General features: G+C 72.5%; 23 protein-coding genes and 1 riboswitch. Of the genes, 6 read left to right on the top strand and 17 right to left on the bottom strand.

From position 1 onward, the window contains the following. Positions 1-150 precede the first annotated feature (150 nt). Entirely contained in the window at positions 151-1,485 is a 1,335-nt protein-coding gene (locus OG310_RS29510) for an aminotransferase class I/II-fold pyridoxal phosphate-dependent enzyme (RefSeq protein ID WP_329458880.1), read from the bottom strand. A gap of 35 nt (positions 1,486-1,520) precedes the next feature. Here OG310_RS29510 and OG310_RS29505 point away from each other — a divergent pair, with 35 nt between their 5' ends. Both OG310_RS29505 and OG310_RS29500 read left to right on the top strand, forming a co-directional pair. Then, complete coding sequence (locus OG310_RS29505; protein WP_329458879.1) at positions 1,521-2,234, top strand: pyridoxamine 5'-phosphate oxidase family protein; 714 nt, start codon at positions 1,521-1,523, stop codon at positions 2,232-2,234. Then, positions 2,234-2,908 carry an FMN-binding negative transcriptional regulator gene (locus OG310_RS29500; RefSeq protein WP_329458878.1) on the top strand — a complete coding sequence of 225 codons (675 nt, stop codon included), beginning with the start codon at positions 2,234-2,236 and terminating at the stop codon, positions 2,906-2,908. Before OG310_RS29505 ends, OG310_RS29500 begins: the two co-directional genes overlap by 1 nt. A gap of 204 nt (positions 2,909-3,112) precedes the next feature. Here the strand turns inward: OG310_RS29500 and OG310_RS29495 are convergent, their stop codons facing one another. The 5 genes from OG310_RS29495 to OG310_RS29475 all read right to left on the bottom strand — a co-directional run bounded on the left by OG310_RS29495 (position 3,113) and on the right by OG310_RS29475 (position 8,455). Then, a complete protein-coding gene (locus tag OG310_RS29495; protein WP_329458877.1) occupies positions 3,113-4,105 on the bottom strand; it encodes a DMT family transporter in 993 nt (330 codons plus the stop codon). A 481-nt stretch (positions 4,106-4,586) separates the two neighbouring features. Further along, positions 4,587-5,723 (bottom strand): EamA family transporter, encoded by a 1,137-nt coding sequence (locus OG310_RS29490; protein WP_329458876.1) that lies wholly within the window; start codon positions 5,721-5,723, stop codon positions 4,587-4,589. A gap of 146 nt (positions 5,724-5,869) precedes the next feature. Continuing rightward, positions 5,870-6,388, bottom strand: coding sequence for a Clp protease N-terminal domain-containing protein (locus OG310_RS29485; protein ID WP_443078759.1), 519 nt, complete (start codon positions 6,386-6,388; stop codon positions 5,870-5,872). A gap of 227 nt (positions 6,389-6,615) precedes the next feature. After that, a complete protein-coding gene (locus OG310_RS29480) occupies positions 6,616-7,284 on the bottom strand; it encodes an O-methyltransferase (RefSeq protein WP_329458874.1) in 669 nt (222 codons plus the stop codon). 466 nt (positions 7,285-7,750) lie between these two features. Next, a complete protein-coding gene (locus OG310_RS29475) occupies positions 7,751-8,455 on the bottom strand; it encodes a PadR family transcriptional regulator (protein ID WP_329458873.1) in 705 nt (234 codons plus the stop codon). A 316-nt stretch (positions 8,456-8,771) separates the two neighbouring features. Here OG310_RS29475 and OG310_RS29470 point away from each other — a divergent pair, with 316 nt between their 5' ends. Further along, a complete protein-coding gene (locus OG310_RS29470; protein ID WP_329458872.1) occupies positions 8,772-9,248 on the top strand; it encodes an NUDIX domain-containing protein in 477 nt (158 codons plus the stop codon). Between the two features lie 243 nt (positions 9,249-9,491). Here OG310_RS29470 and OG310_RS29465 read toward each other — a convergent pair whose 3' ends face one another. Both OG310_RS29465 and OG310_RS29460 read right to left on the bottom strand, forming a co-directional pair. After that, on the bottom strand, positions 9,492-10,301 hold the full coding sequence (locus OG310_RS29465) for a CPBP family intramembrane glutamic endopeptidase (RefSeq protein WP_329458871.1): 810 nt from the start codon (positions 10,299-10,301) through the stop codon (positions 9,492-9,494). A gap of 178 nt (positions 10,302-10,479) precedes the next feature. Continuing rightward, a complete protein-coding gene (locus OG310_RS29460; protein ID WP_329458870.1) occupies positions 10,480-12,012 on the bottom strand; it encodes a glutamate--cysteine ligase in 1,533 nt (510 codons plus the stop codon). 696 nt (positions 12,013-12,708) lie between these two features. Between OG310_RS29460 and OG310_RS29455 the strand changes: the two genes are divergently transcribed. After that, positions 12,709-13,338 (top strand): hypothetical protein, encoded by a 630-nt coding sequence (locus OG310_RS29455; RefSeq protein ID WP_329458869.1) that lies wholly within the window; start codon positions 12,709-12,711, stop codon positions 13,336-13,338. A 426-nt stretch (positions 13,339-13,764) separates the two neighbouring features. After that, positions 13,765-13,971, top strand: coding sequence for a DUF5999 family protein (locus OG310_RS29450; RefSeq protein WP_329458868.1), 207 nt, complete (start codon positions 13,765-13,767; stop codon positions 13,969-13,971). A gap of 204 nt (positions 13,972-14,175) precedes the next feature. Here the strand turns inward: OG310_RS29450 and gcvP are convergent, their stop codons facing one another. Continuing rightward, positions 14,176-17,061 carry an aminomethyl-transferring glycine dehydrogenase gene (gene gcvP / locus OG310_RS29445; RefSeq protein WP_329458867.1) on the bottom strand — a complete coding sequence of 962 codons (2,886 nt, stop codon included), beginning with the start codon at positions 17,059-17,061 and terminating at the stop codon, positions 14,176-14,178. Positions 17,062-17,248: 187 nt separating this feature from the next. Then, positions 17,249-17,345: riboswitch (glycine riboswitch) on the bottom strand. A gap of 170 nt (positions 17,346-17,515) precedes the next feature. On the opposite strand from gcvP, the gene OG310_RS29440 reads away from it, so the two are divergent. Then, positions 17,516-17,926 (top strand): PRC-barrel domain-containing protein, encoded by a 411-nt coding sequence (locus OG310_RS29440; protein WP_443078907.1) that lies wholly within the window; start codon positions 17,516-17,518, stop codon positions 17,924-17,926. Positions 17,927-18,386: 460 nt separating this feature from the next. Here OG310_RS29440 and OG310_RS29435 read toward each other — a convergent pair whose 3' ends face one another. The 8 genes from OG310_RS29435 to OG310_RS29400 all read right to left on the bottom strand — a co-directional run bounded on the left by OG310_RS29435 (position 18,387) and on the right by OG310_RS29400 (position 25,127). Continuing rightward, on the bottom strand, positions 18,387-19,763 hold the full coding sequence (locus tag OG310_RS29435; RefSeq protein ID WP_329458865.1) for a DNA polymerase IV: 1,377 nt from the start codon (positions 19,761-19,763) through the stop codon (positions 18,387-18,389). 144 nt (positions 19,764-19,907) lie between these two features. Next, a complete protein-coding gene (locus OG310_RS29430) occupies positions 19,908-20,474 on the bottom strand; it encodes a MerR family transcriptional regulator (RefSeq protein ID WP_443078758.1) in 567 nt (188 codons plus the stop codon). 240 nt (positions 20,475-20,714) lie between these two features. Next, positions 20,715-21,188: a bifunctional nuclease family protein gene (locus OG310_RS29425; RefSeq protein WP_006123076.1), complete on the bottom strand. Its 474-nt coding sequence runs from the start codon at positions 21,186-21,188 to the stop codon at positions 20,715-20,717. A gap of 54 nt (positions 21,189-21,242) precedes the next feature. Then, on the bottom strand, positions 21,243-21,989 hold the full coding sequence (gene ftsR, locus OG310_RS29420) for a transcriptional regulator FtsR (RefSeq protein ID WP_329458863.1): 747 nt from the start codon (positions 21,987-21,989) through the stop codon (positions 21,243-21,245). A 14-nt stretch (positions 21,990-22,003) separates the two neighbouring features. Then, on the bottom strand, positions 22,004-22,867 hold the full coding sequence (locus tag OG310_RS29415) for an FHA domain-containing protein (RefSeq protein WP_329460456.1): 864 nt from the start codon (positions 22,865-22,867) through the stop codon (positions 22,004-22,006). 148 nt (positions 22,868-23,015) lie between these two features. Continuing rightward, positions 23,016-23,810: a DUF881 domain-containing protein gene (locus OG310_RS29410; RefSeq protein WP_329458862.1), complete on the bottom strand. Its 795-nt coding sequence runs from the start codon at positions 23,808-23,810 to the stop codon at positions 23,016-23,018. 4 nt (positions 23,811-23,814) lie between these two features. Next, positions 23,815-24,147 carry a small basic family protein gene (locus OG310_RS29405; RefSeq protein WP_031069011.1) on the bottom strand — a complete coding sequence of 111 codons (333 nt, stop codon included), beginning with the start codon at positions 24,145-24,147 and terminating at the stop codon, positions 23,815-23,817. Next, positions 24,144-25,127, bottom strand: coding sequence for a DUF881 domain-containing protein (locus OG310_RS29400; protein ID WP_329458861.1), 984 nt, complete (start codon positions 25,125-25,127; stop codon positions 24,144-24,146). The genes OG310_RS29405 and OG310_RS29400 overlap by 4 nt, the downstream gene beginning before the upstream one ends. Between the last annotated feature and the right edge of the window lie 117 nt (positions 25,128-25,244).

Genomic DNA, 25,244 nt, shown 5'->3' with positions numbered 1-25,244 from the left:
CGCACCGCGCCGGGCTGCCCCGGCCCCGCCACTCCCGTGGAGAGAGCGCGGGGCCGGGTCGCCGCCCGGCCGTCCACCGGGGGCCGGGCCGGGGCACACGCACGGCGGGGCCCCTCGTCGCGCGTCTGCCCCGGTCGTCCTGGCCGCGTCTCATCCGTAGCTGCGGGCGGGCGCCGGGCGCACCGCCGACGCCACCGCCCCGGCCAGCGGCGCGATGCCGTCCGCCGTGAGGGCGGACACCGTGATCCGCAGACCCTGCGCCGCCGCGATACGGAACCGGGCGCCGGGCGCCACCGCGTATCCCGCCTGCAGCAGCCGGGCCACCGCGCCCGTCTCGTCGGACGCCGGCACCCAGACGTTCATCCCGCTGCGCCCGTGCGCCGGGACGCCGCGCTCCGCCAGCGCCGCCACGAGGGCGTCGCGGCGCGCGCCGTACGCGGCCGCCACGGCGGGCACGTCCACGGCCCCGGCCTCCCACAACTCCACGACGGTGCGCTGGAGCAGGTTGCTGACCCAGCCGGGCCCGAGCCGTTGGCGCCCCGTCACGCGGTCGACGGTCAGGCGGTCCCCCGTGAAGACCGCGAGCCGCAGGTCGGGCCCGTACGCCTTGGCGACGGAGCGCACGAGCGCCCAGTGGGAGGTCGCCCCGGCGAGCGGGTGCAGCGGCACGTCGACGATCGCGTGTCCGTGGTCGTCCTCGATGAGCAGCACCTCCCGGTGGCCCGCGAGCAGCGCACGCAGTTCGGCGGCGCGCACGGCGCCCACGGCGGCGCCGGTGGGGTTCTGCGCGCGGTCGGTGACCACGACGGCGCGTACTCCTGACTCCAGTGCCCGCGCCAGGTCCCCGGGGAGCGGACCGTCGTCGTCCAGGCCCACGGGCACCGGCCGCAGGCCGAGAGCGGAGACGAGGTCGAGGAGACTGCCCCAGCCCGGATCCTCCACGGCGACGGCGTCACCGGGTCTGAGGTGCGCGGCGAGCACGCGCTCCACCACGTCGAGGGACCCGGACGCGACGCCCGTCGGTCCCTCGGGGACACCGTCCGCGTCGAAGCCGGCCCGGGCGAGGCGTCCGAGGTCGGCGTCGAGCTGGGAGCCCCGCCCGTAGAGGGCGGGCCGTTCCGCGTTGCGCCGGGCGACGGCGGCGAGCGCGTCGTGCAACGGGGGCAGCAGCGCGACGTCGGGGTTGCCGTCGGACAAGTCGCGTACGCCCCGCGGCACGTCCATGCCCAGTGAACCGCGCGGGGTGCTGGCGGGGCGGTGCCGCACGCGGCTGCCCCGGCGTCCGGCCGTCTCGATGACTCCGCGCTCGCGCAGGGTCCGGTACGCCGCCGCGACCGTGTTCGGATTCACACCGACCTCGTCGGCCAACTCCCTCAGCGGGGGCAGCATCTGCCCGGGCGCGAGGTCGCCGGCCGCCACCCCTCGCTCCACGCTGGCGGCGATTTCGGCTGCGCGCCGACCTTCGATTCGATATTCTCCTAGCACAAAGAAGATTATGCACTAGTGCAATGGAGATCCACATGCCGGAAGCGGATGCCGTGGCGGCCCCCCATCCGATCGACATCGACTACCGCCCGACGGACCGCACCGTCCCCACCCGATCCAAGGAGCGGGCGCGTTACGACAGGGAACTGGTGCACCGGGTGCTCGACGCGTCGTACATCTGCCACCTGGGATTCGTCCGCGACGGCGCGCCCGTCGTCCTGCCCACGCTGTACGGGCGGATCGGCGAGAGCCTCTACGTCCACGGCTCGACCGGCTCGCGCCCGCTGCGCGCGGCGGGCGCCCGGGGAGCCGGCGAGGCGGCCCCGGGCCTGCCGGTCTGCCTGACGGTCACCCAGGTCGACGGCCTGGTGCTGGCGCGCTCCGCCTTCCACCACTCGATCAACTACCACTCGGTCGTCGTGCACGGCGTGGCCCACCAGGTCACGGACGAGGCGGAGCGGCGGACCGCGCTGGACGCGATCGTGGAGCACATCCTGCCCGGCCGCGCCGACGACTCCCGCCGCGCGAACGACAAGGAGCTCGCGGCGACGTCCGTCGTCCGGCTCGACCTCGACGAGGTCTCGGCGAAGATACGCACCGGCGGCCCCAACGACGAGCCGGAGGACAGCGGCCTGCCGTACTGGAGCGGAGTGGTACCGGTGACGGCGGGCTACGGGAAGCCACTGCCGGCGGACGACCTCGACCCGGCGATCGGGCTCCCCGGCTACCTGGCGGAGTGGAGCTCCTGATGCTGATCCATCCCTGGGACGCCCCGGAAGAGGACCGGATCTGGCGCGCCTGGCTCGCGGAACACGACTTCGGCCAACTGGCGGTGAACGGCCTGCCCGGCGAACCGCCCTTCGTACAGCCGCTGCACTTCGCCTACGACGCCGACGCCGGCGCGCACGGCGAGGTGCTCACGCACCTGGCCCGCCCGAACCCGATCTGGGCGGCGGTCGAGGCCTGCCCGACCGTGCTGCTGAGTGTGGTCGACGACTACGTGTTCGTGCCGGGCCCCTGGCAGGCGCCGGACGACACCCCGCCGGAGCACGGGACGCCGACGAGCTTCTACACGGCCGTCCAGCTGACGTGCCGGGCACGGATCGTGGACGAGGCGCGGGAGAAGGCAGCCCTGCTGAACCGGCAGGTCGCCCACTTCCAGCAGGACGGCGTCACCACGCCGGCCACGCCGGGCGAGCCGCCCTTCGGCCGGATGCTGCCGGGCATCAGGGTGCTGCGGCTCGAAGTGAGCGAGGTCCGGGCGAAGTTCAAATACGGCTCGCACAAACCGGAGAGCGCGCAGGCGCGCACGGCGGAGGGACTGCGCGCCCGGGCCACCCCGCGGGACCAGGCGGCACTGGCCCACCACACCCGGCACCGGACGGGCACCGGTCACGGGCACCCCGGTCCTGCCGGGGGTTAGGGGACACGGGCGCGGCCAGGGCCGGGAAACGGGAGTGGGTCACCGGGCCGGGCGCCGGGGGGGCCACGGGCGCGGGGGCCGCGGTCGGTGAGGGCACGTCACGTCGACGGGACCGCAGGACACCGGGCCGGGCACCGGTCCGGCCGCGCGGGTGCGGCCCGTCGGTGCCCGATCCGGCGCCGTATCTCCGGCGCCGTCTCGCGCTCACGCCACCGGAGTCCCCCGCCTGCGTCGGTGCGAAGCCCGCGCCTCCGCCCCGGCGAGTCCGACGACCGCCGCCAGCAGCAGGAGCGTGCCCGCCACAGTCGCCGCGGTGAGCCGTTCGCGCAGCACCCAGACGGCGATGATCGCGGCGCTGACCGGTTCGAGCAGCATGATCACCGAGACCGTCGCGGCCCGGACGACCGCGGCACCCGCGAAGTACAGCGCGTACGCCAGCGCGGTCGGCACGGCGGCCACATACACGAGCAGCCAGATCACCTCGGAGGCGTGTGCCGTGTGCGGCACCGCCCCCGCACCCGTCACCAGCGCGAACGGCAGCAGCGCCACCACGCCGATCCCGCACGCCCAGGCCGTCGTGGCGAGCGCGTCCGAACGGCCGCCGTCGCGCCCGAGCCACCGCGTGAGCAGTGTCATCGCCGCGTATCCGGCGGCGGAGAGCACCGCGAGCGCCACCCCTTGCGGGCGTACGGCGGCGGAGCCCGTACCGTCACCGCCCAGTGTCAGGACACCGAGTCCGGCGAGCGCGCCCAGTACGGCCGACAGCCCGCCGGCGCCCAGCCGTTCCGCCATCAGCACCCGGGCGCCCAGGGCGATGAACACCGGGCCCGCGCCGAGGGTGACGACCGTGCCGACGGCGAGACCCGTGGAGTGGACCGAGGCGAAGTACGCGGTCTGGAAGACCGTGAACGCGATCCCCGATCCGGAGATCCGCAGCAGCCTCCGGCGCCACGGCTCCACCGGCGCCCGACGCGGCGCTGAGCCCTCCCTCGTGTGATCACGCCGACCGCCGGCGCCACCGCGCCGGCGCAGGGCGAGCGCGCCGAGCAGCAGCACGAGGCCTCCCGCGCAACGCCAGAAGGACAGCGCGAACGGGCCCAGGTCGCTGACGCGGTAGACGAGCGTGCCGGCGGCGCCCGCCGTACCCCAGGCGAGGCCCGCGACGGCGAGGTACAGCAGCCCCCGCCCGACGGACATCTCCACGGCGGCGCGGGAGGTGACCGAACGAGCGAGGGAGGAAACGGCGCGGGTACCACCGGGGGAGGCGAGGGGGGAAGCAGGAGGAGGATCGGCAGGAACCGGCCGGGATCCGGGGGTGCCGGAAGGGGAGGCCGAGGACGGGGGGACGGCCGCCGACGCGGGAACGACCGGAGACGAAGGGGACGCGGGGACGGACGGGGACGAGGGGGATGCGGAGGACGACTCCGACGACGCGGGGACGGACGGGGACGAAGGGGATGCGGAGGACGACTCCGACGACGCGGAGGACGCGGACGACGGGGAGGACGAACCTGACACGTGGGCACTCCGTGGACGAAAAGCGCGGACTGGTCGCTTGCTCCGGTGCGCGGGCAGCGGCGAGCCGCTCGGGGACTGCCCGAGCCGGGTCTTCGTCGGTGGGTTCCGCCCGCGTCAGGCGGCGGGCGGAGGCAGCACGGTCGAATGCATGATCAGTACCCTACGTTCCGGCCCCGCCGCCGGACAACCGCTCCTGCGGCGTGCCCCGTTCCCCCGTCCCGTCGGCACCTGGCAGCCCGTCCGCGCCGGGCGCCCCTTCGGCGTCCGCCGCCCCTCCGGGATCCCCGGGGCTCCCGGCACCGGCCTTGACGGTGTGTTCCGGCACCACGCCGCCGGCCCGCTTCCCACCCGTCGCCACGACGGCCTCGGCGGGCTTGCCCGGGGTGCTGCTCTGCGCGACGAACGCGCCCACGAGCACCACGATCCCGCCCGCGATCTGCGGCCCCGACAGGTGCTCGCCGAGCAGTACCCAGGCCAGGACCGTCGCGACGACCGCCTCCAGGCACGCGACCACGCCCGCGACCTGCGGCGAGAGCCGGCGCACCGAGACCACTCCGGTCATGTACGCGAGAACGGTCGCGATCAGCACGATCCAGCACAGCAGCAGCCCCGCGGCGACCGGTGTGCCGTCCATACGGGCCGTGCCGCCCAGCACCCCCCACCGCATCTCCCAGGGCCGCGCCACCACCGTCAGCACGAGCGCGCCGACCAGCAGGCCGTAGGCGACCACTCCCAGCGGATCGGCGGCGTCGGACCCCTGGCTGCCGTGGTCGGACAGGACGAAGTACGCGACCTGGCAGCAGGCGGCGCCCAGCGCGAGCAGCAGTCCGACCGGGTCCACGCTCAGCCCCGACCAGACCTCGACGACGCACGCGAGGCCGGCCACCGCGAGCACGACGCCCACGGCCGCCGACCGGGTCACCACGCGGCGCTGGACGAAGCGGACCCACAGCAGGACGAGCGCGGGCGCGAGGTATTCGACGAGCAGCGCGACCCCGACGGGAATGCGGGAGATCGCGGCGAAGTAGCAGGCCTGGACGCCCGCCACCGCGAACAGCCCGAACCCGGCGATGAGCGCGGGCCGTTGCCGTGGGAGCGCGCGGTGGCGCACGGCGAGGGGCAGCATGACCAGGGCAGCGCCCGCGACGCGGAGCCAGACCACATGCAGCGGGTCGAGGCCCGCCTCGATCAGTGGTTTGGCGGCGACACCCGAGCCGCCGAACGCCAGGGCGGAGATCAGCGCGAGGCCGAGGCCCGTGCCCCTGCCGCCGGGGAGACTGCCCTGAGTGACACGCATGACGCCATCATGACAGGTGCCGTCAGGAGCGTCCGCACCCAGAGCCCTGTCGCACAGCGGCCCCCGCCGGGCGCCCGCGCGCGGAGCACGGCGGCGCCGTCACCAGCCCCCGGTCCGCACCGGCCACCGGACCGCGATCGGCCCCGTCAGCCGCCCGCGATCCGCCACGCCAGCGCAGCCGCGTCGACGCCCGCCCGCGACAGGACCTCCACCGCCCGGCACTCGGCGTCCGCCGCCAGGCTCGCCAACAGGTCCACTCCTGCCGCGCGTTCGGCGCCCCGGCGCCCGGCGCGGCGAAGAGCGCGCTCCATGGCCAGGACGGCAGGCGGCGACCATCCGCCCAGTCCCCCGGGCGCCACGCGGGGCATCGCGCCCGAGTCCTCGACCGTCCCGTGCCAGCGCAGCCCGTAGCCGATGCTCCGCTGCACCAGGTAGCCGAGCACCCGCACGACCTGCCCGTCGTCGGCGAACACGTCACGCACCTCGGGATCCGACTCGACCAGCGAGTGCAGCAGGTGAGCGGTGTCGATCTGGCCGTCCCCGTCCCGGTGCGCACGCCGGCGCGCACCCGCCACCACCGAGGCGAGTTCCACGGTGATGCGGGCGTCCAGGTCGGCGCGGAGGGCGGCGGGGGTTTCGGTCACCCGCGAGGTGGGGCATTGCACCCTTCCACCACATCAGCTTCACGGCAGGAGGGCATCCCCGCCGGGAAGCATCCCCGCATCCGCCACTGGGTGGGTGCGCGGGGGCCGGCCGTCATCCTTGCGAAGGAGATCCCGGGGCACGACCCCTGAACGTCCGCGCGGGCAGGCGCGCCGCCTTGTGACCCCGCCCACGCGGACACTCACACCTCCGTCCCGCCCAGCCCGCCCGATGGCCCGGCACGCGCGGATCAGGCGATCACGCGCGCCAGCGAGAACCCGTCGTACCCCTTCGCGCCGACCGTCTGCACGGCGGTGGCGGACAGCCTCGGGTTGCGCCCCATCAGCTCCAGGAAATCCCTGACGCCCCGCACCGTCGGGTCCGCCGCGTCCCCGTCGACGACCGCTCCCCCGCGCACGACGTTGTCGCCGATGATCACGCTGCCGCGCCGGGTCAGCTTGAGGGCCCACTCCAGGTAGTGCGGGTTGTTGGGCTTGTCCGCGTCGATGAAGACCAGGTCGAACGGCTCGGCACCCTCCTCGACGAGCGCGGCGAGCGTGTCCAGCGCGGGCCCGAGCCGAACCTCCGTGCGACCGGCGAGGCCCGCGTGCGCGAGATTCCCGCGCGCCACGTCGGCGTGCCGGGGATCGGCCTCCAGCGACACGAGATGCCCGTCGTCGGGCAGCGCGCGGCCGAGCCAGATCGTGCTGTAGCCGCCCAGCGTGCCGACCTCCAGGATGCGGCGCGCTCCCTGGATCTGAGCGATGAGGTGAAGCAGCTTGCCCTGGTTGGGGGCCACGTTGATGGGGGGCAGCCCTGCCTCGCGACTCACGCGCAGCGCGGCCTGAAGCGCCTCGTCCTCCGGGACGAGCCGGTCGCTGAAGTACGCGTCCACGGCGGTCCATCGAGCGTCCGTCATGCGGTCTCCTCCACTGGTTCGTCCATCCGTCCATCCGCCGGCCGGTCGCTGCGTCGGACCGTCCATCCGTCCATCCGCCGGCCGGTTGTCGCCGTTCCCCCGCTCCGGGCCGTCCATGGATCCGCCGGGCCCGTCGTCGAAGGTCCCCGCGGGCGTCCGTCGATCGGTCTTCGCGCCGGTCCTGCTGTCGAACTTCGCATCGGTCCGTCGATCGGTCGTCGCACTGGTCCGGCTGTCGAACTTCGCACCGGGCCGCCCGTCGGTCGTACCGGTCCGGCTCCGCTCTCGCGCCGGGCCGCCCGTCGGTCGCGCGCGGCCCGCGGCGCTGAGGGGCCCGTTGCCCGAAGTCGGGCAGCGGTCCCACCACACGATAGGGCCCCGCGGCGCGTCGCCGCGGAGCCCTGCCGCCCCCCGCTGTCGTGCCCCTGCCTCTCCCCCGTCGTCGCCGTCGGTTCATCGAGGCCGGTCAGTCCTCGGTGTTCTCGGTCTTCCCGGTGTTCTCGGTGCTCTCGTCGTCGGCGGCGAGGATCAGGTAGAGCTTCTTACGGGTGTCGTTGATGACCGCGAGGGCCTTCTTGCGCTGGTCCGCGCTGCCGGTCTTCCAGACCTGGCCGAACGCCTCCATCAGGCCGAGCCCGGCCTGCCGGATCTCGTTCATCGTGTCCCAGTCGATCCCCCGTCCCGCGTCCTCCCACGGCGCGTCCGGGACCGATTCGGCCTCGGTGCGTCCCGTGTCGGTGAGCGTGAACAGGTTCTTGCCACCCTCGCTGCGACTCTCGATGAGGCCTTCGTCCTCCAGCAGCTGGAGCGTCGGGTAGACCGAGCCGGGGCTGGGCCGCCAGGCCCCACCGCTGCGCTCGCCGATCTCCTGGATCATCTCGTAGCCGTGCATCGGCCGCTCCTTGAGCAGCGCGATGATCGAGGCGCGTACGTCACCGCGGCGCGCACGCCCCCGGCCGCCGCCCCGCCCGCGGCCACCGCCCCCGAAGGGTCCACCGGGTCCGCCGAACGGTCCCCCGGGTCCGCCGAAGGGCGGTCCGAACGGCCCGAAGGCCGCGCGCAGTCCCTCGAACCCGCCGCGGCCGTGCGGGCCGCCACCCCAGGGTCCGGGCCCGAAGCCGGGTCCGCGCTCGTGTCCGTGTCCATGGTCGTGTCCGTGTGTTCCGTGCATGGTGATACTCCCGTTCTCATGTCACAAGGTCTTCCACGTACGATCTTTGATCGATCGCGATGCCTCAACGATATATCGGAAACACGCTTACGACAACCCCCGTCCGACCTGCGCCAACGCCTCGCTGCCCGCCCGTCACCGCCGAAAGCCGACGGCTCCCGCACCGGTCGCTGCCAGACTGTGGCGCGTCACGGCCTGGCGTGGACGGACCGGCCCGTGTCATCTCCCACCGCCCCGGACCCATCAGGTCCGGGCTCCTCCGCGACGGACGGCCCGGCAGGCAAGGGGCGCCCCCGGCATGAAGGGACGCACACCGATGCAGACCCCACACCGGCCGGCCGCACGCGTACTGTGCCTGGACCTCGCCGACCGCCTGCTGCTCCTCAACTGGCGCGATTCACTGGACGGTTCACTGCTGTGGGAACCGCCAGGCGGCGGCATCGAGCAGGGCGAGTCACCGCTCGTCGCGGCGCGGCGCGAACTGGTGGAGGAGACCGGGCTCGATCCGTCGGCGGTGCTCGACCGATGGGTGCCCGTCGACCGCGACGTGTGGTGGATGGGCCGCCGGCACGTCGGTACGGAGCACTTCTTCGTGGCGCGCTTTCGCGAGGAACGCCCCGCGCTGGGCCGCGACGGTCTGCTCCCCGGCGAACGGGACTCGCTCCAGGGCCACAGGTGGGTGGCCCGGCCCGACCTGGACGCACTGCCGGACCGGGTCGAACCGCCGGGCCTGCCCGCGATCCTCGCCGCCCTCGCCCCGGACGCCCGCTGGGCCGCCCCGATTCGCCCGTAGCGACGAGGCCGGCCGACGCGCCGGATCGCGTGGCCGGCGCGGTCCCGGCCCGGCGGGAGCACCGGGTCCGGCGGTACGCCCCGAACGCCCGGTTCCCCGCGCCTTGGCGGGTCGGGGGCTCGGCTTCGCGCGTACGGCTCCGCACCGCCCCGCGCCCGCCCCTCGGCAGTCACCGCGATCGACGGCGCGACGCTGCCCGGACCGCCCGGGCGGCGCCCGGCGCGTGGTATTCCGCGCGGACCGTCAGAGCGTGGGCAGCCAGCTGACGTGTCCGGCGAGCAGCGCGTACCCGACGAAGGCACCGATGTCCATCAGGGAGTGCGCGACGACCAGCGGCCCGACCCGCCCCCACCTGCGGTACAGGAGCACGAACACGATGCCCATGACCATGTTGCCGACGAAGCCGCCGAGGCCTTGGTACAGGTGGTAGGAGCCGCGCAGCAGGGCGCTGCCGGCGAGGGCGGCGAGCGGGGTCCAGCCCAGCCGGTCGAGCCGCCGCAGCAGGTAGCCGACCACGACGACCTCTTCGAGGATCGCGTTCTGCACCGCGGACACCACGAGGACAGGGAACTTCCACCAGACGTCGGGCAGCGACTCGGGCACCACCGTCAGATTGGCGCCCGAACCCTGCGCGAACAGGTAGAAGACGATGCCGATGCCGCCCACGCACGCCGCGATCGCCGCGCCCCAGCCGAGGTCGAAGAGGGGTCTGCGCCGGTCGAAGCCGATCGCGCGCAGGCTGCTGCCCTCCCGGAACAGCAGATACGCGACGAGCACCACGGGCACGAGGGCGGTGGCGATGTCGAACAGCTGCCAGGTCAGATCGAGCCACGGCCGGCCGGGCGCGGCCGACGCGTTCAGGTTGGCGGCCTGGCTCTTGAGCGAACCGCCCTTGGTGACAGAGCCGACGAAGCTGATGAGTGCGGACACACCGCTCGCCCCGAGGGACAAGGCGAGCACGATCAGGGTCTCGGTCCGCAGCGCTCCGCGGGTCAGGTCCCCAGGCGTCTGTCCGGGGCGGGAATCGGTCACGGGCCCTGCCTCCACCTGCACACCGGCCTCCACGGGTACGTGTCACAGCCGGCGCGCGCGGCCGACGTGCACAAGTTACGCCCGGCGGCTGTGCAACCCCTCCCGCGACCCGGCCGCGGCGGCCCCGGGCCGTCGCGGCCGTTCGCCGCCCACCGCACGTCGCCCCCCGCCCGCACCGCCCGCTACCGCGCCGCGGCTGTTACCGGGTGGGCAGCCGCCCTGACTCCCCGGGCCCCGGAAAGCCGACGGGCCAGGTGTGCACCGGGCTGCCGTGGTGCATCAGTTCGCTGTACCTGCGGGTCGTCGCGGCGAAGGCGGCGTCCCGTTCGAGGCCCGCGTCCAGCGCCCGGTGGAACGTGCCGATCTGCCACGCTGCCCCGTTCGTCCGCCGCTTGCAGCGCTCCTCGATCACCCCGAGGTACAGGTCCCGGTCGGCCGGTTCGATGTTCCACGCGTCGAGTCCGGCCGCCGCGAGCGGCAGCAGCTCGTCACGTACGAGATCCACGGCGGGCCGGGTGGCGAGCCCGGACGACCTGCCGTGCCGGGGCCAGCGCAGTTCTGCCTCGATGCCGTGCCGGCAGGCCGTGTCGAAGTTCTCCGCCGCGACGGAGAAGGGCATGCGGTGCCACAGCGGATGGCTGTCCTCGGCGAGGGCGCGCACAAGCCCGTAGTAGAACGCGGCGTTGGCGATGACGTCGGTCACGGTCGGCCCCGCGGGCAGCACCCGGTTCTCCACCCGCAGGTGGGGCACGCCCTCGGCGACCTCGTACACCGGGCGGTTCCAGCGGTAGATGGTGCCGTTGTGCAGGGACAGCTCCTGCAGGGCGGGCACGCCCCCGTCGTCCAGTACCTTCTGGGGATCCTCGTCGGACATGATCGGCAGCAGGGGCAGGAAGTAGCGCAGGTTCTCCGCGAAGAGGTCGTAGGGCGAGTCGATCCAGCGCTCGCCGAACCAGGTCCTCGGACGGACGCCCTGGACCCGCAGTTCGGGCGGCCGTACGTCGGTGGCCTGCTCGAACAGGGGCGGCCGTGATTCGTGCCAGAGCTCCTTGCCGAACAGGAACGGCGCGTTGGCCCCGAGCGCGATCTGCACCGCCGCCACCGCCTGCGCCGCGTTCCAGACGTCGGCGAACCGCTCCTGCGTCACCTGCAGATGCAGCTGGACGGAGGTGCAGGCGGCCTCCGGTGTGATCGACGGGGAGGTCGCGACCAGCCGTTCGGCCCCCTCGATGTCGAGGAGGAAGTCCTCTCCGCGCGCGTCCCTCATCTGGTCGTTGAGAAGGGTGTAGCGGTCGACGGCGGAGAGGCTTCCCGATCCGACGTCGTGGTGGGCGAGCGTCGGGAGAATTCCGATCATCACGATCCCGGCGTCGACCTCTTCCGCTTTGCGGTGCGCATATCCGAGGCCCGCGCGCAGTTCCTCGGCGAGCTGGTCGAAGACCCGTCCGTTCAGACGGTGCGGCGCGATATTCACTTCGAGGTTGAACATGCCGAGCTCGGTCTGGAAATCGTGGCTCGCGATGCGGCTGAGCACCTCGTTGTTCATCATGCGGGGCAGGCCGTCGGACCCCGCGAGATTGAGTTCGATCTCCAGCCCGATCAGATTCCTGGGCTTGTCGAACCGCTTCTCCGCGAGCAGCTTCCCGAGCACCGAGAGGCACTGCCGGAGCCTCTTCCGGTACTGCTCGCGGCCGGCCAGGTCAAAGCCCCCCGCGTCGACCTTCTCACCCATCGACGTGTCCTCCTCGGCGTTGACGGCCCCACAACAGTGCGCGTGTCTCGCTCGATAATGCCCCCGCGCGTTGATCCCTAACGTCCTCCCCCGGACCCCCGCCCGCGGCTAGACTGTCCCCGGACACGCACGCACGGCACATACGTGACTCATATCCGGCTCACGCGTTCCCCGGGCAGGTTCTGGCGTCACATTCGCCGGGCACCTCCGGGACGCGCCCTTCTGGCATAGCCTCGGGTTCAGTAGCATAGGCATGCACCGGTCGGCGAAGGGTCGTCCTTTCCCCGGCACGGGCCAGGTCGGGCACCGGTACGCGGCTGCCGCGCGAGCATGTGCCCGTGGCATACCGAGCGAGCACGTCCGTGCCGCAGGGTACGCAATGACCGGCGAAAATGCCGGACAGGTTTCGGCCGTCCGACTGAGCGGGATCACCGCAGGCCGGATGCCACCCGTTCACAATGCGTCCAGCAAATCACCGCCGAAATCCGGCTGAATAGTGGCTTGTCCGCAATCGTCGCGACAGCTAGAAGAAACATCGTGTGAACACGGGTCGTATAAACTTCGCGGACGAGGTGGAAAGCGGGCGCAAGGCCCAGGCCCCGGATCACGTTTCCGAGCCCGCACGCCGACAGAGTTGTCCGCACCTCCCTTCGCACCCGCGCTGCACCCTGTCTCCTGAGCGAGAGGCAATCCACCATGCCGCTGCATGTCCCTCCAGTACCCGCACCCGCCCTGCGCAGCGTTTTGACCGCTCTCGGCTCCCCCACCGCCGTTCGAGAGGCCCCGACCCCGGCTCTGCGGTCCGCGCAAGGACCGCTGAGCCCTGAACTCCCCCTTCCGCTCCATGTACTCGACGCCCCCGAGGTGCTCGCCGCACCGGCGCTGCTCGACGGGGCCGAGGCCGCTCCCCACACGCGGCTGACGGGATGGCGGTTCACCATCAGCGCCGGGGAGCGCATGGTGGCCGCCGCCGACACGATGCTCACCGCCGACGGCTGGGCCTTCTCCCGGTTCTTCGAGGGTCCGTACGTGACGGCGACGGAGCGGGCTCTGCGCCAGGCCGAGGTGCTGCACACCGCCTACCAGCCACGCCTGCTCTCCGTACCGGGGCTGTACATGCTGACGCTGTGGCTGCACCAGGACACGGACGCCGACCCGGCCACCGGCGCCGTGGCCCCGGGCGACCTGCTGGTGCCTCTCGCGCCGGCGCCTCCCGGCTTCGCGGCGCACCGGCCGCACCGTGCGGCGGAACTGCTTCCCGTGATCGGTCTGCGGCTCGCTCCCGCACCTCTCGCACCCGCGCCTCTTCTACGTACCCCCGTCTGACCTGCGGCGCAGCGGCCCCCCAGCGCCCCGCGGCCTCCCGGCCGCGGGGCGCTTCGCGTGTTCGGGACGAGGGCCGGGACGGCGTACGCGCCGACGGCCCTCGTGCGGTTCATCGAACGCTCCGGTCACGGTTCGCCAACGGTCATCAAGGACCGCTAAGTTGAGCAGAACCGGCCGACCGGGTGATGGCGTCCTGGCCCACGACACCGTGCTGCCGTGAAATCCCCGTGGATCACTTCGCGCGGGACGACACTGGGTCCGGACAACAGAGACGGGGCGGTCATGTATCCCGCACAGCGCGCGGCACCGGACGGTACGCGTCCTCCGCACAGCGATCAGCCGCACGGCGATCAGCCACGCACGAGAAGCCAGGACACGAAGGCCCGGAGTACGTCAGTCCCCACCACGCAGCGAAAGAACCCGCCCATGTGCCAGCACCAGCCAGCCTGTCCGAGCGCCGACTCCGCCGACCGCGAGGCGGCCCATCCGATGGTGAGCCGTCCCGAGCAGGGCTGGAGTCTGCTCTGCAACGGCGTCGTCCTGTTCGAGGACACCGGTGAACTGCTGCCCGACGGGCAGATCATCGCCCCGCACCGGCCGCTCCGGGCCGACCAGGTGGCAGCGGCGGCGTGACGCGGCGGCGCTCCTGCGGCCGAGGCGCCGGGCGCATGAGCGAGGGGCCGGTCCGGAGCATGCGCTCCTGACCGGCCCCTCGGTGTCGCTGTGGCGGGCTGCCCGCTCCGGTGCCGTACGGGCACGCCTTACTCCCGCTCGCAGGGCATCAGGCCCTGTGCCCGCGAGCGGCGGACGCCGCCGCCCGCGGGCCTTCGACGTCCGTCAGTGCTCGTACGCGTCCAGCGGCGGGCAGGAGCAGACCAGGTTGCGGTCCCCGAACGCGCCGTCGATGCGCCGCACCGGCGGCCAGTACTTGTCGGCTACCGAGACCCCGGGCGGAAAGACCGCCACGTCACGGCTGTACGGGTGGGTCCACTCGCCACCGAGTGCGGCGGCGGTGTGCGGCGCGTTGCGCAGCGGGTTGTCGTCGGCGGCCCACTCGCCGGAGCCGACCTTCTCGATCTCGGCACGGATCGCGATCATCGCCTCGCAGAACCGGTCGAGTTCGGTCAGATCCTCGCTCTCCGTCGGCTCGATCATCAGCGTTCCGGCAACCGGGAACGACATGGTCGGCGCGTGGAAGCCGTAGTCGATCAGGCGCTTGGCGATGTCGTCGACCGAGACGCCGGTCGCCTTGGTCAGCGGCCGCAGGTCGACGATGCACTCGTGCGCCACCAGGCCGGCCGGTCCGGTGTACAGCACCGGGAAGTGCGGCTCCAGACGCTTGGCGATGTAGTTCGCCGCGAGCACCGCGACCTGGGTGGCGCGGGCGAGACCCTCGCCGCCCATCAGCCGCACGTACGCCCAGGAGATCGGCAGTATCCCCGCCGAGCCCCAGGGCGCCGCCGAGATCGGGCCGACGCCCGTCTCGGGACCCGCGGCCGGCTGCAGGGGGTGGTTCGGCAGGTACGGAGCGAGGTGCGCGCGCACACCGATCGGGCCGACGCCCGGGCCACCGCCGCCATGCGGGATGCAGAACGTCTTGTGCAGGTTCAGGTGCGACACATCCGAGCCGAAGCGGCCCGGCTTCGCGAGGCCCACCAGCGCGTTGAGGTTGGCGCCGTCCACGTAGACCTGGCCGCCCGCGTCGTGCACGGCCGCGCAGATGTCGCCGATCTGCTCCTCGAAGACACCGTGCGTGGACGGGTAGGTGACCATGAGGACGGCCAGCTCGGAACCGTACCGATCGATCTTCGCGTGCAGGTCGTCGACGTCGACGTCACCGGAGTCGCTGGTCTTCACCACGACGACGTTCATGCCCGCCATCACGGCGCTGGCCGCGTTGGTGCCGTGCGCGGAGGACGGGATCAGGCAGACCGTACGGCCGGTGTCGCCGTTGGCACGGTGGTACGCGCGTACGGCGAGGAGACCCGCGAGTTCGCCCTGCGAACCGGCGTTGGGCTGCAGGGAGACGGCGTCGTAGCCGGTGACCTCGGCGAGGCGCTCCTCCAGCTCACGGATGAGGGTGAGGTAGCCCTGCGCCTGCTCGGCGGGCGCGAACGGGTGCAGCGCGCCGAACTCCGGCCAGGTGACCGGCTCCATCTCGGTGGTGCCGTTCAGCTTCATCGTGCAGGAGCCGAGCGGGATCATGCCGCGGTCGAGCGCGTAGTCCCGGTCGGACAGGCGCCGCAGGTAGCGGAGCATCGACGTCTCGGAACGGTGGCTGTGGAAGACCGGGTGCGTCAGGTAGTCGTCGCTTCGCAGCAGGGACGCGGGCAGCGCCTCGGTCGCGGCCGCGTCGAGCGCCTCGACGTCGCCCTGCACACCGAACGCCGCCCAGACGGCGGTGAGCTGGGCACGCCCCGTGGTCTCGTCGCAGGCGACGGAGACGTGGTCCGCGTCGACCAGGCGCAGGTTGACCCCGCCCTCCCTCGCGGCCGCGACGACCTCGGCGGCCCGGGCCGGCACGCGGAGCGTGAGGGTGTCGAAGTACGCGTCCTCGGTGATCTCCACACCGCCGGCGCTCAGGCCCGCCGCGAGGAGCGTCGCGTACCGGTGGGTGCGCCGCGCGATGTCCCGCAGACCGTCCGGACCGTGGTAGACGGCGTACATGCCGGCCATGACGGCGAGCAGCACCTGCGCGGTGCAGATGTTGCTGGTCGCCTTCTCGCGCCGGATGTGCTGCTCGCGGGTCTGCAGGGCGAGGCGGTACGCCTTGTTGCCGTCGGCGTCCACGGAGACGCCGACCAGCCGGCCCGGCAGGCTGCGGGCGAACTTCTCCCGGACCGCCATGTAACCGGCGTGCGGGCCGCCGAAGCCCATCGGGACGCCGAAGCGCTGGGTGGTGCCCACCGCGATGTCCGCGCCCAGCTCGCCGGGCGGGGTGAGCAGTGTGAGGGCCAGCAGGTCGGCCGCGACGGTGACGATCGCGCCGAGTTCGTGGGCCCGCTCGACGACGGGGCGCAGGTCGCGCACCGCGCCGGAGGCGCCCGGGTACTGCAGCAGCACACCGAAGACACCGCGCTCGGCGACGTCGGCGGGGATGCCGTCCGCGAGGTCCGCGACGACGACCTCGACCCCGGTCGGCTCCGCGCGGGTGCGGATGACCGCGACGGTCTGCGGCAGGGTGTCGGCGTCGACCAGGAAGACGCCCTCCTTGACCTTGCCCACGCGCCGCGCCATCGCCATGGCCTCGGCTGCGGCCGTGCCCTCGTCGAGCAGCGAGGCGCCGGAGGTGGGCAGCCCCGTCAGGTCCGCGACGACGGTCTGGAAGTTCAGCAGGGCCTCCAGGCGGCCCTGCGAGATCTCCGGCTGGTACGGCGTGTACGCGGTGTACCAGGCCGGGTTCTCCATCACGTTGCGCAGGATCACCGGCGGTGTGTAGGTGCCGTAGTAGCCGAGGCCGATCATCGGCGCGAGCACCTGGTTGCGGTCGGCGAGCGAGCGCAGTTCCGCGAGCACCTCCGCCTCGGTGCGGGCCTCCGGCAGGTTGAGCGCCTCGGCGCTCTTGATCACGTCGGGGACGGCGGCGGCCGTCAGCTCGTCCAGCGAGCCGTAGCCGACCTGGGCGAGCATCTTGGCCTGCGCCGCCGCGTCGGGTCCGATGTGGCGGTGCTCGAAGGGAATGCCGCGCTCCAGCTGTGCGAGCGTCATGCGGTGGGCGGTCATGTGCGGAGGCCTCCTGGTCGACGCGACCTGCGTGGGGCGTCACTCGGCAATGAGTGCTACCCGGACGGCCTCCCCCTCTGTCATACGACCTGAGAGCTTCACCGGCTCGCGGGCATGTGCCGCGCGCCGGTTTTCACCGTCGGTGAGGGCGGAAGCCGTCGACGTCCGTCCTGCTTTCCAGAGTGACCTCGTCCGCGCGGTACGGGGGCCTGAGAGATTCCGGGGAGGATTTGCTCCTTCGGCGCCTCCGGCGGGCTGCCGGAGGACTCTCCCGCGCGGGGTCAGTAGCCACGGCCAGCCTACCAGCGGAGCCTTGAGGTCCACTTTCCGGCCGCCCCGCCCAGGTCCGCCGCGGGGCCCTGCGGCCCGGAGCCCTGGGGTCCCTACCCAGGAACCCCGAGTGGACGCACACCCCGGAGTGCCCTTTTGTAGTATTTACCACCGGTTGCGACTCATTGGAGGGACCGTGGAGACAGACATCGATCCGCGCAGCCTGATCGGCCGCAAGGCGTTCGACCGCGAGGGGCACAAGATCGGTACGGTCGACGAGGTGTACCTGGACGACGCGACCGGTGTGCCCGAGTGGGCGGCCGTCCGCACGGGCCTGTTCAGCAGGGACGCGTTCGTCCCGCTGGAACCCAGCACCCTGGTCGACGACACCCTCCGGATCCCGTTCGAGCGCTCCCTGATCAAGGACGCGCCGGACTTCGGGGTGGGCCGCCACCTCTCCCCGGAACAGGAGCTCCAGCTCTACCACCACTACGGCCTGGAGATCCCCGCCGCCGAGTCGCCCGAGGACGCGGCGTCGCTCTCCGAGAAGGACCGGGAACGCGACTTCGGCAAGGTCGCGGGCCAGGACGACTGAGCCGGCGCCACCGAACCACCGCCGTCCATCCCGGCCACGACGGACGGCCCCGCCGGCCGTTCGCGGACCGCGCCCGGATCGGGAGCGGCCCGGCGCTCGGACCGGGAACAGCCCGGCGCCCGGATCGGGAGCGGCCCGGCGCTCGGACGGCCCGGCCCTCGGACGGCCCAGGAGCGCTTGCCACCCGCCTGCCCGGCGTTCCGGACCCCCGGGCGTCTTCGCGGGGCCTCAGGGCCTCCACAGAGCCGTCACACGCCTCCTTGCGGGCGCGTCGAGCAGCGGGGGAAGTCCGCTTTCGCGTCCGCGAGCCCCGCAGACCCGGCACAGCCCCCGCCCGACGTCGCGTACGCGGGGAACGCCCCCCGGCCGTCGAGCACCGGGGAAAGCCCCTTCGCGTCCGCGAGCCCCCAGACCCGACAGGGGCGCGCCCGACGTCGCGGACGCGGGGAACGCCCCCGGCCTATGTGTCGTCGGACACCAGCGGCAGCGGGTCCGACGGCTCCAGGTCCGGATCGTCCAGCCAGAAGGTGCGGACGCGGCCCACGGCCGAGCCCGGCTGCTCGAAGCGCACCGTGACGCGCCGCGCCCCGCTCCCCTGCACCCAGCCGGGCCCGTGCACGGCGTGCCGCACGTCGTGACCCGCCGGGAAGCGCCGCTCGGCCCGTGACGTCTCCGGTGCCGGAACAGCGGTCACCGGCAGCGGCACCCGCTCCGGGGCCACGGTCGGCTCGTCGGGCAGCGGGAGCGGCGTCTCCACCGCTCCCGCGGCGGCCTGCGCGAAGAGGTCCTCCTGGGTGAAGTCCGCGAGCGCCGTCACGCCCACCCCCAGCAGCCGGACGCCGCCCGTGGTGTTCACCCCCTCCAGCAGCCGCCCCGCCGCCTCCCGCACCACGCTCACGTCGTCGGTGGGACCGCGCAGCGTCTCCGAGCGCGTCAGCGTCGAGAAGTCGTACCTGCGCACCTTGAGCACCACCGTCCGCCCCGACCTGCCGGCCTCGCGCAGCCTGCGCACGCACCGCTCCGCCAGCCGGTCCACCTCGGCCCGCACCCGGACCCGGTCGTGCAGGTCCACGTCGAAGGTGTCCTCCACGGAGACGGACTTGGCGTCCCGGTCGGAGACCACGGGCCGCTCGTCGAGGCCGAGCGCCATCCGGTACAGCGACAGGCCGTGCGCCCTGCCGACCAGGCGTACGAGTTCGTCCTCGCCCGCCTCCGCGAGGTGCGCGACGGTCGTCATGCCGGCCCGCCGCAGATGGTCACCCGTGGCCGGGCCCACGCCGGGCAGCGTCCGCACGGACATCGGCGCCAGCAGATCGCGCTCGGTGCCCGGCTCTATCAGCACCAGCCCGTCGGGCTTGGCCTCCTCCGAGCCGATCTTCGCGAGCATCTTGGAACCCGCGAGGCCCACGGACCCCCGCAGGCCGGTCACCGCCAGGATGTCGGCACGCAGCCGCTCGCCCGTGGCGCGCGCCGAGGCGCTGTCACTGGCCGTACCGCCGGCTTCCAGATCCACGAAGGCCTCATCCAGACTCAGCGGCTCGACGAGCGGTGAGAGCCGCCCCAGCAGCTCCATCACCTGCCCGCTGATCGTCCGGTACAAGGAGAAGCGCGGCACCAGGTACGCGGCGTTCGGCGCGAGCCGCCTGGCCTGCGCCATCGGCATCGCCGAGTGGACACCGAACCGCCGGGCCTCGTAGGAGGCGGTCGCGACGACCCCGCGCGGCCCCAGGCCGCCGACCACCACGGGCTTGCCCCGCAGGCTCGGCTTGGACGCCTGCTCCACCGAGGCATAGAACGCGTCCATGTCCAGGTGGAGGATCGTCGGCGCGGGTCTCATGACCTCGATGCTGCCGCAGAGGTCTGACAACGGCGCCCTCGCGGGCGCGGAGCGCGTGTCACCCGGCGAGCGTGCCGCCCGGGCCGCCCCGGGAGAGGCCGGCGTCCGCCGGGCCGGAGCCCGGCGGACGCCGTCTCTCGGGGTTCAGACGGCGCGGTCGCGGCGCCTGCGCGCGAGCTCGTCCGCCGGGTTGTTGCCGATCAGCGTCTCACCGGTGTCGACGCGCTCCCCGTGCAGCTGGGAGAGCGCCGCCTCGACGTCCCGCCAGACCACGCCGACGGCGATCCCGAAGACGCCCTGGCCGCACTGGAGCAGCGAGACGACCTCGTCTGGGGACGTGCACTCGTGGACGGTCGCGCCGTCGCACATCAGCGTCATCCGGTCGAGGTCCTGGAAGCCGCGGTCGCGCAGGTGCTGGACGGCGGCCCGGATGTTCTGCAGGGCCACTCCGGTGTCCAGGAACCTCTTGACGATCTTGAGCACCACGACATCGCGGAAGCCGTAGAGCCGCTGCGTGCCGGAGCCGTAGGCGGGCCGCACACTCGGCTCGACGAGCCCCGTACGCGCCCAGTAGTCCAATTGGCGGTAAGTGATTCCCGCCGCCGCACAGGCCGTAGGTCCCCGGTACCCGACACTCTCGTGGGTGGGATCGACCGAACTGCCGTGAAGCCGGTACGCACTCGCCGTCGTACCGTCGCCGCTGCTTCTCACGCCGACCTCCGTCCTTGACCTGCCTTCACGACGGTAGGCAGTCACCAGGGGTGCGTCAACGATCGCCGCACTCGCCACGCCGAGTGATAATCACCCTGAGGGTGGTTTAGCGTGCCCGATTACCGGGAAAGGCTGCTCGAATCGCCTGAGCCAGAGCATGCTAGCGGGTGCGGCACCGCCGGACGTCAGGGCATCGAAGGCCGGGCGGCCGACCCGGCCGCCCGGCCCCGATCTCCGGTCTCACTGGCTGTTCGTCCCGAAATCCTCCGGCGAGATCTGGTCGAGGAACTCGCGGAATTTCTCCACTTCGTCCTCCTGCTCGTCGGGGATCGCGATTCCGGCGTCGTCGAGTACTCCGTCGCTGCCGTAGATCGGCGTTCCCGTGCGCAGGGCGAGCGCTATGGCGTCGGACGGCCGTGCGCTCACCTCGACTCCACTGGCGAAGACCAGCTCCGCGTAGAAGACCCCTTCGCGGAGATCCGTGATGCGTACTTCCGTGAGCTCCTGGCCCACCGCTTCAAGGACATCCTTGAAAAGGTCGTGCGTCAGCGGTCTTGCCGGTGCCATGCCCTGCTGAGCGAAGGCGATGGCGGTTGCCTCCCCAGGTCCGATCCAGATGGGGAGGTACCGATCGCCTCCCACTTCGCGCAGGAGCACGATCGGCTGGTTGGAGGGCATTTCCACCCGGACACCCACAACGTCGAGCTCGTTCACACAGCAACCCTAGGACGTGCCCGGCAGGTTTGGGTAGTCGGGGCACCGTCGTGCTCAGTGGAGTCGGCCACCCAGGGCCGTACGCACGAGCGCCGCGTGCAGCCGTACGGACAGCCCCGCGAGCTCTCTTGTGGTCGCCTCCGCATGGGCCCTGGTCTGCGGGTTACGGTGCCTGCGCAGCGGCGCGACGACCTGTTCGACCAGCCCGGCCTCCCGCTCGGCAGCCGCTTTCATCACCCGCAGATGGCGTGGTTCCAGACCGAAACGGCCGAGATCCGCCACCAGCCTGGCCACGGTGACGGCGTCCGCGTCGTAGCTGCCGTCCTCCAGCGCGGCGATCAGGCCGTACGACTCCCACTCGGCAAGCTCGTCCTCGCCCACCTCCAGCGCGGCGAGCAGCTCCGCGCGCCCCAGCCGGGCGGCTGTCGGCTGGTCGTCGGCGGGGTCCTCCGGGACCGGCCAGACGTCCCTGCGGTCGCGCTGGGGGCCCGGCAGCGCCACCTGCTCGCCACGGGCCAGCGCCTCCAGATGCTCCTTGATGACCTTCAGGGGAAGATAGTGGTCACGCTGCATGCGCAGCACCAGCCCGAGCCGCTCCACGTCCTCGGGGCTGAACTTGCGATAGCCCGACGGCGTCCTGCGCGGCTCCACCAGGCCCTCCGCCTCAAGGAAGCGGATCTTCGAGATGGTGACCTCGGGGAACTCGTCGCGCAGCCGCCCGAGCACCGCCCCGATGCTCACCAGCGGATCCGCCGCCGGGGCGGTGCCGCGTTCGGCACCGCCCTTCGGGGTAAGCAACATGGACTCTCCGGGGGTCACACGCCCCGCTGGCTCGCGTAGAAGACCAGTCGGTACTTGCCGATCTGGACCTCGTCGCCGTTCGCCAGCAGGACCGAGTCGATCCGCTCACGATTGACGTAGGTGCCGTTGAGGCTGCCCACATCGGAGACGGTGAACAGGCCGTCCGTACCCCTGCGGAACTCCACATGGCGTCGTGAGACCGTCACGTCGTCCAGGAAGATGTCGCTCTGCGGGTGGCGGCCGGCCGTCGTCAGCTCGCCGTCCAGCAGGAAGCGGCTGCCCGAGTTGGGCCCCCTGCGCACGATGAGCAGCGCGGAGCCGAACGGCAGCGCCTCGACGGCGGCCTGCGCCTCCGGACTCAGCGTCGGCAGCTGCGTCTGACCCGTGGTCTCCGGGTCGTACGCCTCCAGGCCGGAGATCGAGATCGTCGACGTCGTCTCCGCGGCTCGCTCGCTCGGCACACCCGCCCGCAGCGGCGCGCCGCAGTTCGAGCAGAAGCGGCTGGCCTCGGCGTTGCGATGACCACATCTCGTGCATACCAGGGCCGACATGCCGGGGTCCTCCTGCCGTGGCTGCCCCGCCCGTGGGTCGGTCGCGAACGAGGCCGTGGGAAAGTCTCCACTCGTACTTGAGGCTGACGGTTCCCCGAAACCTATGCGGCCTTGCCCGGCAGGGTCAACAGACGACGCGCCGGGTCCCTGGCCGCCGACCTGGTCGCGGAAGAGCGGGCGCTCACCGCCCTGCTCCTCGCTCTGCCCCTGGCGCGCGGCACGATGACGGGCGTTGCCGCCCTCCTCGCGGGACCTCTTGCCGAACAACTTCGCAAACCAATTCACGGGCGATTCCCCTTGACCGAAACAGACCCGCCCGTGGGGCAGGACGACATATCACTGAACACGCCTGCCGACCCGGACATCTTGACAGCGTCCGTACGCACCGAACAGTTTCCACCACACATCACGCCGATCGTGCGTCGACCCCCCGCAACCTCTTGCCCGGGCAGCACCGGCGCCATGCACCCCCGCGTCACGGCGAGGACGACCGAGCGTAACCAGGCTGCTTCGCCGGTCGCAAGGCGTTCACGACGACCTTCCCGGAGCCGGTCACCGTGGCCGTGGCCTGCTCCTTCTCCAGTGTCTGCACCACTCCGCCCGGGATGTTGAGCGCCGGCTGCAGATCCTGGGGCCGGCCGATCACGGTGAAACGGTACGGCGGGGCGACCGCCTTGCCGTCCACCTCGACGTCGTCCCCCGTTCCCGTGAAGTCGGTGTCCGCGACCACGCGGACCCCGTTCAGCTGGATCGCCTCGGCGCCCGCGGCCCGCAGTTCCTGGACCGTGTCGAGCAGCATGTCGGCCTCCACCGAGTGCCGTGCGTCCCGCACGGTCAGGGTGATCCCCGGACCCTCGGCCGCCGTCGTGCCGGCGAGGATACCGAGTTGCTGCTCCTTCTCACGCGTCTGCTTGCGGGCCTCCTCCGCCTGGTCCGAACTGTTCTCAAGACCCGTCCGCTGGTCCACGAGATCCTGCTTCTCGTCCTCAAGACGCTGTGTGCGGTTGTCCAGTTCATCGAGGATACGGACAAGATCCTCCTGACGGGCACCGCGCAGCGCACTGGTGTCGTTGTGCGACCTGACCTGGACGGCCAGTCCGAGGCCGAGGACGAACAGCAACACCGCCACCGTCAGTTGGGCGCGGGTCAGGCGCGGCGGCCACAGCCCCGCCGCGAGCCGCTGGCGCCCCGTCGGGCGCGATGTGCCGCCGCCGTCGCCCGTACCGCCCGCCGAAGTGCCCGGATCCCCGGGCGTGTTGTGCGTACTCATGTCGTCACGCCCGGAAGACGTGCCGGCGGATCGCCGCCGCGTTGGAGAAGATCCTGATGCCGAGAACCACGACGACCCCCGTCGACAGCTGTGCGCCGACGCCGAGTTTGTCGCCGAGGAAGACGATGAGCGCGGCCACCACCACGTTCGACAGGAACGACACGACGAAGACCTTGTCGACGAAGATGCCGTCGAGCATGGCCCGCAGGCCGCCGAAGACCGCGTCGAGCGCGGCGACGACGGCAATCGGCAGGTAGGGCTCCACCACCGCCGGTACCTCGGGGCGGACGAACAGTCCCACCACGACTCCCACGACGAGGCCCAGTACGGCGATCACGATGTGCCCTTCCCCATGTTCTGCGTGTTCCCTGCGTTCTCTGCGTTCCCCGGGTACGCCGTGGCCGGTGCACCCCCACCGCCCGTCGCCGCTCCGGACAGCAGCGGCTTCGCGGTCCGTACGATCAGGCTCGGCGCGGCCGGCAGCCGGACGTCGTCCCGCGCGGACAGGGACGTACGGATACCGAAGTCGCCCTTGAGCGACCCCAGATACACGCCGTCCGCACTGCGCCGGAACGCGGACGCCAGCTTGGCGCCGTCCCCCACCGCGAGCACCGTGTACGGCGGCACCAGTGGCCTGTTGTCGACCAGTATGGCGTCACCGGCGGCGCGGATGGCCGAAAGCGCCGTGAGGCGCTGGCCGTTGACCGAGACCGCTTCGGCACCGGACGCCCACAGGCCGTTGACTACACGCTGGAGATCGTGGTCGCGCACCCGGCCCGTGTCGGAGAAGTCGTCGTTCTCCCGCGGGTTGCCGTCCCCACCCGTCTCGGTGTCCTTCGCGTCGTCCACGACGAGCCGCACACCGGGCCCGTGCACCGCGGTGGCACCGGCCAGCAGGGACACCAACTGTCCGCTGTCCCCGCCGTGTTGCTTGAGAGCGGCCTGCTGACGACGGTTGACGTCGCTGCGCAGCCCCTTGACGTCGCGCTCCAGGCCGTCCGCGTGCTTCGTCTCGCTGCCGACCCGGTCGATCAGCTCCTGGCGCTCCTTGGCCACCACGGGCGCCGCGTGCCGCGTCTGCGCCGCACCCAACGTGACCACCAGTGCCGCGAGGACGAGCCCCGCGCCGAGCCACAGTCTCGCCCGCAGCGTGCGCGTCAGGCCGCCCTCCCCCGACCGCCTGCGGGCCGCCGCCTCGGCATACCCGTCGTCGAGGCTGTGGTCCATCACGTTGGTCAGCAGCGACATCGACGCGTCGGGGCGCGCACGGCCCGCGTCGGTGCTCCGTGTGGGGGACTGCTGCGGCATGCCGCACATCGTCGCATGTCGCCACCACCGCCGACGAAACGGCCCCGGCAGCGGACAGGGCCACGTCCGAAGACGTGGCCCTGTCCGGTGTCCCCTCCTGCCCGACGGCAGGCCCGGGTCCGCAGC

It is taken from the genome of Streptomyces sp. NBC_01497, from assembly GCF_036250695.1.
Lineage (GTDB): Bacteria > Actinomycetota > Actinomycetes > Streptomycetales > Streptomycetaceae > Streptomyces.
The sequence above is the reverse complement of the archived record's forward strand: the minus strand, read 5'-3'. Positions and strand labels throughout refer to the sequence as shown.